Origin of the sequence: Winogradskyella pelagia (assembly GCF_017581965.1) — a bacterium.
Taxonomy (GTDB): domain Bacteria; phylum Bacteroidota; class Bacteroidia; order Flavobacteriales; family Flavobacteriaceae; genus Winogradskyella; species Winogradskyella pelagia.
Map to the genome: position 1 here is coordinate 22,175 of NZ_JAGEVF010000017.1, position 7,749 is coordinate 29,923.

The following is a 7,749-nucleotide window of genomic DNA, read 5'->3' on the forward strand; positions in this document are numbered from 1 at the left end:
GATGTCTATTTTATAAATACAAATGCTCCTTCCTTTACAATGGTCTCATCATAAAATGTGGCTGCTTTAAAAGTGTAATAGTAATTTCCGTTTTCAGCTGATTCATCATTGATTGTTCCATCCCATCCCTTAATATTGTCACCAGATTCTGAATAAATAAGGCTTCCCCATGTATCAAAAATATTAAGTTCTAATCTATTCAGACCAATATGTTCTGGACCAAAAAAGTCATTTAGACCATCACTGTTAGGTGTAAAGGCATCCGGCATAATGAGTTTATACCCCTCCTCAATAGTCAATGAAATTGTTCTTGTATATACGCAACCAAAGGGATAGGTAACCGTTTGAGTCACGACGTAATTCCCTGTTTGGAAATAGGTGTGAATTGGATTTTCCTCTGAGGAAAAACTTCCATCTCCAAAATCCCATAAAATACTTTCAAAATCTCCAGTTGCTAAATTGGTAAACTGAATGGGGTCTTGGATAGAAAAAACACCAAAATTCAAAAATCCGAATGAAGAGACATCAAAATCTGGATCACCTAAAATAGGGATCTCAACATTGAGACTAAAATTAGCTATACAACCCTGACTATCTATTACCTCGAGCAGTACCAATCCATTTTCATCCGTAGTCATAATTTCATTATTATCGCCACTAACAGTACCAGAGGTCCAATTATACTGAAATGGTGGCACTCCTCCACTTCCTGTTGCCACAAAGGATTGTACTACACTTCTGGTATCACAATTAACATTGGCTTGAGTTTCTACATTAATAACCAAAGGCTCAAATCTATTAACCTCCCAGCTTCCTTCAATTTCACAACCATTGGCATCTGTAACAGATACAGTATAGGTATTGGGAGGAATATTATTTAAGTCTTCCTCATCAGTGCCATTGGACCAAATCGTTGTAAACGGCGGAGTACCACCTTCTATCAATAGATTAATTGCTCCACTATTGGTATCATCACAATCTAGTGCATCAGTAATAATAGCGGAAAGCTGTAAAGGAAGTATATCAAATATGATGAAGCTCTCCTCTATGACACAAGGCGTATTATCGGTAATAGTTACAGAATAGGTACCTGGTCCCAAATTATTTCGTTCTACTCCAGCCACAGGGTCGTCATCCCAAACTACAGTCACAGGATCAATCCCACCTTGAAAATTAAGAACAATACTTGCATCATCTTCACCAGAACATGACATTTGGGTAACCACAGGGTCTATTAAAAAAATAGGAGCTTCGTCAATAACGATTGGGAATTCACGTACGCAATTTTCGGCATCTGTTATTTTAATGGTATAGGTGCCCGCTGACAAATTGGTCTGGCTATTTCCAGTCCCAAAATTGCTCCACTCAATGGTGTAAGGAGACACACCTCCTGTAATGGTATCTATTGTTATTGAGGCATTATTATCTCCAAAACACAGTATTTCTGTGGTAGTAATTTCAATATCAATTTGGTCGTTCTGTATTATTTCGACCTCAAGAGTATCTGTACAGTTTGAACCATCTCTTACCGTAAGGCTATAAATTCCGGAAATTAAATCGCTTATATTTTGATCGGAACTTACATAACCATTAGGACCTATCCAATCATAGCTATAGTCAGGGCGTCCACCCGTGACATCTACGATAATAGAACCTGTATTTTCACCAAAGCAAACTACATTGATCTGACTATTTAAACTTACTACCAATTCCTCGGGCTCTTCAATGGTGAAATTCAAAGCAATTGGGCCACAGTTATTCATATCAGTAACTGACACCGCATAATCTCCAGGACCGAGATTGCTCAAATCTTCATCAGTTGAAAATGCGGCTCCATTTAAGGTCCATGTATAATTATATGGTGGAGTTCCTCCAGCAACATCAATATTTATCTCTCCATCATTGGCCTCAAAACACGAAATAGTTTCAGGGTCAAAATCAACAGAACTAAAAACCAATTCAACTGGTTCTGTAACTGTAAAAGTCTCAGAATAAGGACATCCACCATTATCGACAACATCTAAGGTGTATATACCTGCTTCAAGATTAAAAATATCTTCGTCAGTACTTGTAAATCCATTAGGACCGTTCCATGTTATAAGATATGAATCTCCTGTAGTAAATGGCACACCTCCCACGATATCAATCTCAATGGACGCATCGTTAGATTGAAAGCATGTATTTGGACTTACAATAGATGTTACCGTTATCGATGGGTTAACGGTAACCACTACAGTGAAGTCTAGACCTTGGCATATTCCAGCTACGGGAGTTATAGTATAGGTTACTACAGCAGGATCTGTAGTTGTATTTTCCAAAAACTGAGAAATAGAACCTACTGGTACACTTTGCGCATTAGCACCATTAATACTTCCTGCAGGGTTTACCACAGGTGTGGTCCATGTATACTCTGTATTCGTTGGAACGATATCACCAGAACTGGCATCTGGAAAATATTCAAAAGTATTGCCACTACAAATTAAAGCAGCTCCGTCAGAAATATTTGGTGTTTCATTGACTGTTATTTCGGCAGTATTTGAAATAACTTCGGAACAACCACCAGTATTGAAAGTAATTATCACATAGTAATAAGTGGTTCCAACGGCAGTTACAGAAGGAGTATAAGTATCTGCTGTCGCACCAGTTATTTCTGTTCCTGTAGTTGTATTATCAACTGTATTCTGATACCACTGGTAAGATGGTGTTCCTGTTCCATTGGTGTAAGACACAAAAAGATCAGCCGTTGTTTCTCCTAAACATAAATTGTCCGAAACAGGTTGTGCGGTAAGTTGTGCCGCCGCATTAATAATCAATTCACTAGTATCACTAGTTACTTCACAACCTGAAACATCTTGCACGATTTCAACATAATAATAAAAAGTCCCTACTGGACTACTTGGCGGTGCATATATTGAAGCATTTGCTCCAGGAATTAAGGTACCACCTGTATTACTATTTGAGGTATTGACAAACCATTGATAACTAATATTTCCAACCCCACCACTAACCTGAACTTCTAAGTCCTCAACTGTTGTATTCTCGCAAATATTTTGGTTAGGGATAGGTTGAAGTGTGACTACGGGATCTTCAATGACCACAATTTCTGCAACCTCACTAATAAGACCAGAACAGCCACTTCCATCAAAACTCACTTCAACATAATAGAAAAAATTTCCGATAGTATTAAAAGTTGGAGGTGTATAATTTGGTGTTGTAGCTCCAGAAATAGGTGTCCCTCCTGTATTTGAATTGGTAGTATTGCTGTACCACTGATAGGCTATGTTACCAGCGCCACCAGAAATCGTTATACCAAGTTCATTCGCAGTTCCATCAATACAAATGGATTGTGAATCTATAGGTTGGGTAACTACCTGAGCTATTTCTTCTACTTCAATAGTAGCGGTATTAGATATAATTTCGTTACATCCACCAGTTGAAAATGTTATAATAACATAGTAATAAGTCGTGCCCAAGATATCAGTTGGAGGAATAAATGAATCGGACGTTTCTCCTGTAATGGCCGTACCACTAGTATTGTCATTAACTGTATTTTCATACCATTGATATGTCGGAGTCCCTGTCCCTTGAAAACTGACCATAAGGGCATCTGGTGTTCCATTTAAACAAACGGCATCTGATATAGGCTGTTGCGTAATAAATGGTGCGGGTTCTACATCAATTTCAAAATCAACAGGAGTTCCTTCACATCCATTTAATTCAGGAACTACTGAATATATTAAAGTAACGATACCATTTGTAGTATTGATAATATTTTGAGACGGTATAGTATCACTTGTACCGGATGGAATATATCCTGTTAAGCCAGCTGGAGAATTTGATGTCCATGTAAAATTGGTATTTGAGAAATCGGCAGTTAGATTTATTTCTTCAGTATTTGTACCAGAGCAAATACCTTGGGTTAAACCGGTATTTGTTATGGCAGGGACTTCATTTACGGAAAATACTTCAGACGTGGTTGTTGTGCCACAACTCGTAGTAACACTAAAGGTCACAGTGTAATCTCCAACATTAGTATAGGTTATCATACCCGGATTTAACTGATCTGATATGGCCGGATTTCCTCCTGGAAAATCCCAACTATAGGTCACGGTTTCGCTGGCTGGCACACAGGTTTGCACATTGGCAATTGGAGTTATTGTTGCTGTACCACAAAAGTCAGCTATCGCATCAATGGTTGCTTGAGGCGGCTGTTTTACTTCAACAAATTGTGATGTTGTAAACGCCCCACAACTATTGGAAATAGTCATTGTTAATTGGTATAAACCAGCACTATTAAAACGAAACGATGGGTTTGCTGAATTTTCATTAGAACCATTGGTAAAATTCCAAGATTCTGAGGTACCACAGAAATCTGGTGTGTAATTTACCTCCCATAAATAGGTTTCACCACCACAAGAATTAGACAAGTCTGTTGTATTTAAAGCGTTAACATCAAAAGGAATACAACCAGAATTATTATCCAATGTAAATCCGGGAATTAATTCCGGTTCTATACAAATAATTTTTTCAACTGGATTAGTAAGGCCACAAAAATTTTCTTCAATTAGGGTAACAGTATAAGTTCCTGGTGCTGTATATGTATGAACAGGATTTTGCTCTGTCGAGGTATTTCCATCTCCAAAGTCCCATTGATGATTCGTTTGCTCAATACAATTAGGTCCAAAACCACCATTTGTTAAATTGATAAATTCAACAGGAACGCCCAAACAATTAGGTGATTCAAAATCAAAATCAACCTCAGGAAGACTCAATAACGTTATTGGCCCTGCCGTTGAAATTGTAGTACCACAAGACGTTGAAATGTTTAGGGAAATGATATAACCTCCGCCAGGACAACTACTCTCTGTATAAATATGTTCGATTGAGAAAGGTGTCCAAGTCGCAGGGTCAAGAATATCATATCCTGGAGTAGCTGCAATTAAATCTGCTTGCGTATAAATTTCTTGAGTACCATCGCCATAATCTACAAAGTAAGTGGTGTCTTGAGGATTGCCTCCCCAATCCGCAATTGTAAAACCAAAATCATCTACGGGCAGACAAATATTTGTGGTATTTCCGGGGTTTGAAACGTTTCCAGCTGGATTACTCGAATTTTTAACCAAGATTGTTTCTGTAGAATTACATCCATCGTCACCATATGCGGTAATCACCATATTGAAAGAACCTAATTCAGTATAGGTATGTGATGCTGGAAACGTTACGTTTGTAGACAATGTACCGTCTCCCCAATCTATATCATATGAGTCGATGCAGCCCACGGAAGCTGATGTATTTCCAACATTAATAGTATAAGTAGGATCTACAGTATTGTTACCACAATTATCAAAAGGTAAGAAGGGTTCATCCAAATCTTCAAAACTTAAGCTTGGCCTTTGTTCTACCTCTATCTCTTGGGAAAAAGCCACAACACATCCATTGCTGTCTGTAACCTCTAATTCTGCGGTATAGCTTGAAATACCGCATCCAAAAGCATTATATATATGAGAGGGATTTTGTTGGGTAGAATTTGTGCCATCACCAAAAGACCAATTATAATCAAAAGGACCATTTCCTGTAACGTTAGAAGCGAAATCAACAGGATTTGCTGAGCATCCTCCATCAGTTGCGGTGAAACTTACTACTGGAGGCTCTCCTACTACTACTGTGACTGAATCACCGATATTTGTTATTTCTCCGGAGTCATCTTCTACAGAAATGAGCTCATAGACAAATGTCCCAGATGCGTTTGTGTTTACATCAATGTTTACAGTATTTGAATTGCCAACAGTAGTAATTGTTATGGGTCCTCCACCATTAATTGTATATGTAAAGGTGAACGGTGTATCCCCATCTAGCCCCGTTAATGTAACGACCGGCAAAGGTGTATCGTTAACACAGACATTAGCAGTACCTGTTATTGATGCATCGAGAATTAAAAATGCCTCTTCTGCCTTATTACTTGTAGTTAATTCTAGCTGAATTTTTTCTGCGAGTTTACCACGCCCCAAACTTAAAGTTTCGCTATTTGCATAGGTAGTAGTTATATTTTGGGATGCTATAAAATCATTATAAAAATTTAAGCTATTACCGCTAAAAAAAAGTAAACCCATCAGAAAACAGGTAATTAAAAGAGCACTTAGGATAGTTTTGGTAGTCTGAAAAGATCTCATTGTTTATTCGGGGCGTTAACTCTTAGATCGAAAAAATAACATTTTGAATGTTAGAGCAATTTATTTCGCTGAAATTCACATGTTTTCTGTTAAAATACTAAAAGTCAATTTTGTAATTTCTAAATCGACTCGGTAAATCCAATTTCAAAAAGCTCTTATTTATTGAATCAAATAAGGACTAAAGTTTTTAAACATCTAAATTTAGAAGAATGGCTGCCTTTATCTGTACCAATAATTCTACAACCAAACTATCAGAAATTAAAAGAGATTTAGGTCACCTGTACTTAACCCTCCGTCTTAAAATATATCCAGCAATTTAATTGACACACAACTCGTGATAGGATTTAACTTAATTTACATTTTATGTATTTAAAGCACCTTTACCTCTATCTTTAAAATTAAGTGGCGTAACAGTGAAGTGATACATCAAAACAAATTTATTCGGTACAGGAAGATTGAGCTTCAGTATGGAGAATGAAACAAAAAAATAACATCGGATTTGGTAAGACACAGTTTTATCGTCCATTTTTTAGAGGTAGGTACAGATTTAAGGCAACCACAGTTTTTATTGGGACATAGTGCCACCAAGATAACTAAACCCTAAATTCATGTGGCAAAAATAACCTTCGGTAAAATTAAAGATTTACTATCTTAGGCTTATAATATGGATATAATTAATACGTATATCTCATTGTTGCCCGTAATATGAACTTACTCAAACCTAAAGAAAATAAAGTCTCTCTAAATGACTGTTTAGGAGAAAAAATAAATCATCTTGTTGAGGGTTTAGATAGGTTCAATCAAAGTGAGAAACAAAAAATTTTAGAACTTTGTCAAGTAGGGAAATTTTTATGTACATATTTCCCTGATTTTAATATTTCCGAATCACGAGAACAACCGGATTTCATAATAACTGATGGTTCTATAAATATTGGACTTGAGCATCAATCAATATTCGTTGATGAAATTCTTCAAAGGACAGGTTTTTTCGATAATATAGCCTTACTTGCTGAACGTGAGTTTGAAAAGGAATCCGAAATGCCGAATTTTTTAGTTAACTGTTATATAAGAAAAGACATTTCATTTTCTAATAAAGACAAGAATAAAATCTTAAAAATATTTATTGATGTTATTAGAGAGTTTGTCCTTAACGATATTGTTATCGAAAATAATCTATTCGATGATTTAATGAAAATGCCTCATTCACAAAAAAGTATAAATGTGAATTTCGGAGCTTATATGGTTCCTACACTTGATGAAAATAGGCTAATGACAGCGATTGAAAAAAAAGAAAATAAGGTTGAAAAATATATTAGCAATACAAACTGTAAACAATGGTTATTATTGCTAATTGGTGGAGTTGGAGAACATTCATTTTATGTTAGAAATGATTTGAAATTGAATTTTGAAACAACTTTTGAGAAAGTCTTTCTTATGGAGGATTTTGACAACCGATTATATGAATTAAAATAAAATACTACGGGCAACAACGTGTATAATTAATTGCTTTGGTCGTTGCCTACTTGGAAAATTCCTTCGGAATTTTCTCGCGTTCGTTTTTGTTTACTAAATTAGTTGC

At 36.2% G+C, this 7,749-nt stretch carries 2 protein-coding genes; one reads left to right on the forward strand and one right to left on the reverse strand.

Going from position 1 to position 7,749, the window contains the following annotated elements; translation table 11 throughout:
• Nucleotides 1–5: 5 nt before the first annotated feature.
• The gene (locus tag J4050_RS14825; protein ID WP_208155402.1) at nt 6–6,110 is read right to left on the reverse strand and encodes a PKD domain-containing protein; all 6,105 of its coding nucleotides are present in this window, start codon (nt 6,108–6,110) and stop codon (nt 6–8) included.
• Nucleotides 6,111–6,875: 765 nt separating this feature from the next.
• On the opposite strand from J4050_RS14825, the gene J4050_RS14830 reads away from it, so the two are divergent.
• Nucleotides 6,876–7,643 (forward strand): hypothetical protein, encoded by a 768-nt coding sequence (locus J4050_RS14830; protein WP_208155403.1) that lies wholly within the window; start codon nt 6,876–6,878, stop codon nt 7,641–7,643.
• Nucleotides 7,644–7,749: the final 106 nt, after the last annotated feature.

Excerpts from the sequence above, each read along its gene's own strand:
- J4050_RS14830 (WP_208155403.1), top strand. The coding sequence starts at position 6,876 with ATGAACTTACTCAAACCTAAAGAAAATAAAGTCTCTCTAAATGACTGT.
- J4050_RS14825 (WP_208155402.1), bottom strand. The coding sequence starts at position 6,110 with ATGGGTTTACTTTTTTTTAGCGGTAATAGCTTAAATTTTTATAATGAT.